We start from the raw sequence: 1,358 nt of genomic DNA on the forward strand, positions 1-1,358 counted from the left end.
AGCGAGTCGCCGCCGCGAGTTGTTTTTGATACATGGACCCGGTTGGAGTCCTCGTTCCCAAGACGGCGGCTCCTTTTCCCAAAGGGGCTTTAGCCTTCATGGCATAAACGATTTATGAGCGCGATATGAGCGACCGCTCATAAGTACTATTATTGATATGAGCGCGCTCATAACTGGTTTATTTTCCAGATGTAATACGTTCCCTTTTCTCTTCAGCATTCTGAAATTACTTGTCTTTTTCTAACAAACCGATAAGGGGCATGATGATGGTTGCCAACCGCCCAGTACGCGCCATTCTCAGCGCGATTCTATTCTTGTTCGCAAGCTCTTTTTTTATGAGCGTTCCCGCTTCGGCGGCGGTCCGCTATGACCGCCATTGTTACTGGTCTCACTTTCATCGCCACTGTTATTACCATCGTCATTATTACCATCGCCACCATCACCGCCACCATTCTTATTGTTACTATCATCGCTGCTATTATCGGCACTATCAGCATGGCTGGAATAACCGGTAGTACCGTTCATGGGTAAAAACCTTCCCTCTGAACACCCCGGAGTAGCGAAGCCGCAAAGCCAAGGACGGCGATCTGGTCACGCCCAAAACTTTGGGCGTGACCAGTTGCGACCCCGCCAAGACGGCGGATCGTTTCCCCCGCTACCTCTTAACGTCTTATCAGCGAAACGCTCCCCACCCCTACCGGAAGTCCCCTTGTATGGGACAGATTGTGGCCTTAAACCGCTTGCTCAAGCAGCCGCAGCTTGAAGGGTTGATCGCTTCGCTAGCCCGAAGCTTCCGAGCGCTTACCGAGTGAACCGCCCCGGGAATTCCGGAGACTTTTTGGTTTGAGTCACACCACCCGGGCGGACTCTTCGAGTTGTCGATAATACGCCGCTTCAGCTTCTGCGGGCGGCACGTTCCCAATCGGCTCGAGCCATCGGCGATGGTTGTACCCGTCCACCCACTCTAGTACTTCACCCGCTCTGAATTGATGGGTAGAGGCGTTTGAGCTTGATACGGGCATTGAGGGTGGTGAAGCGCCAATTCACCGGCCGGGGGTTGGCGTTACGGGCCTGTTCCCAGGCGGCGACCTCGCGGGTCAGGGTGTCGGCGTCGGGGATGCGGCGATCCAGGCATTGCCGGCTCAAGACGCTCAGTTCGATCTCGGCCCTGTTCAGCCCACTGCCGTGCTTAGGGGTGTGATGGATCTCCAGCCGGTCGATCAGCGACCGGGCCACTGCCGGCTCGAAGGCCTGATAGAGGGCAGCGGGCTTGTGGGTGTTGAGGTTATCGAGCACTAGGACCACTTTCTCGGCGCGGGGATAGCGGACCTCCAGCAGGTCCTTGACCTCCTCGGCGA

The 1,358-nt window shown here is 56.0% G+C and carries 2 protein-coding genes; one reads left to right on the forward strand and one right to left on the reverse strand.

All coding sequences use genetic code 11. The annotated features are described in order from the left end of the window. Positions 1–366: 366 nt before the first annotated feature. Positions 367–531 (forward strand): hypothetical protein, encoded by a 165-nt coding sequence (locus BN874_RS24545; protein WP_154724896.1) that lies wholly within the window; start codon positions 367–369, stop codon positions 529–531. Between the two features lie 441 nt (positions 532–972). Here BN874_RS24545 and BN874_RS11850 read toward each other — a convergent pair. Further along, a partial coding sequence (locus BN874_RS11850) for a transposase (RefSeq protein ID WP_034433561.1) occupies positions 973–1,358 on the reverse strand: 386 nt, incomplete at its 5' end.

It is taken from the genome of Candidatus Contendobacter odensis Run_B_J11 (assembly GCF_000531125.1).
Taxonomy (GTDB): domain Bacteria; phylum Pseudomonadota; class Gammaproteobacteria; order Competibacterales; family Competibacteraceae; genus Contendibacter; species Contendibacter odensensis.